The organism is Bartonella sp. AA86SXKL (assembly GCF_042196885.1).
In genome coordinates, this window is the sequence record NZ_JBHIRE010000110.1 from 1 (window position 1) to 1,216 (window position 1,216).

1 protein-coding gene is annotated in these 1,216 nt (G+C 42.3%); it reads left to right on the forward strand.

Features of this window, described 5'->3' with window-relative positions; all coding sequences use genetic code 11:
- Window positions 1–40 precede the first annotated feature (40 nt).
- Window positions 41–1,216: DNA-processing protein DprA (gene dprA / locus ACFIO5_RS10245; RefSeq protein WP_375705342.1), on the forward strand; the 1,176-nt coding region annotated here is incomplete at its 3' end.

Genomic DNA, 1,216 nt, shown 5'->3' on the forward strand with positions numbered 1-1,216 from the left:
GCAAATATTGGTAGATTGTTAGTTGGGAAAGAAAGCAAAATTGGGACGCAAAACGGGGGTAAATAAAGGAATCCTGCTCACTGATCGTCAACGTCTAAACTGGTTACGATTGTTGCGTAGCGAAAATATTGGAGCAGTGAGTTTTCGCAATCTCATTGATCATTATAAAACAGCAGAAAATGCTTTGGCAGCACTTCCTGAGCTTAGTAGAAAAGGTGGTCTTGCTACATCCATCCGAATAGCAACATTAGAAGACGCTGAAAAAGAAATGCAAGAAGCCGAAAAATTAGGTATTCGGTTTGTTGGTATAGGAGAACCGGATTATCCAACCTTTCTTAAAGTTACAGAAGCATCACCGCCGCTTATTGCTATCAAAGGCAATGTTTCAGTTTTTGAGAAAGCTTCTGTTGGAATTGTGGGATCTCGAAATGCTTCGGCGGCAGGCAAAAAACTGGCTGCTCAATTTGCTCATTTTCTTGGAAACGCCGATTTTACAATTATTTCCGGATTAGCACGTGGAATTGATAGCATTGCACATCAAGCGAGTCTACAAACGGGGACAGTTGCAGTAATGGCTGGTGGAATTGATCACATCTATCCCCCTGAAAACAAAAAGCTGCACGAAGATATTATCGCAAATGGTGGAGCAATTATCAGTGAAATGCCCATTGGATGGAAACCACGCGCTATCGATTTTCCAAGAAGAAACCGTATTATTGCAGGTCTCTCACTTGGATTATTGGTTGTAGAGGCTGCACTACAGTCAGGATCCCTTATTACTGCGCGTCAAGCTGCCGAAATGGGACGACTGACTTTTGCCATTCCCGGTTCTCCACTTGATCCAAGATCCGTTGGTACAAACAACCTCCTAAAGGATGGAGCCTTGCTAACCACACACCCTTCTGACATTATAGAAACACTGACACCATTAATTCCAACGCCTACAAATCACCAACTTAACTTCTTTGAAGAATTACCTTCTCTGCAACTTGAAAAGGACTGTTTTAATTCATCTGATAAAAAAACAAAGATTACCTCTTTTGTTGGAGATGAGAGAGAACGTCGTGCTGTTCTCTCTGCTCTCTCAACAACACCCATTGACTTAGACACACTGAGCACCAATTCAGGTGTCTCCCTCTCAAACCTCTACCTTTTATTGGTTGAACTCGAACTTGCTGGAAAGCTTATTCGACACTCTGGTGGTTATGTGTCATTG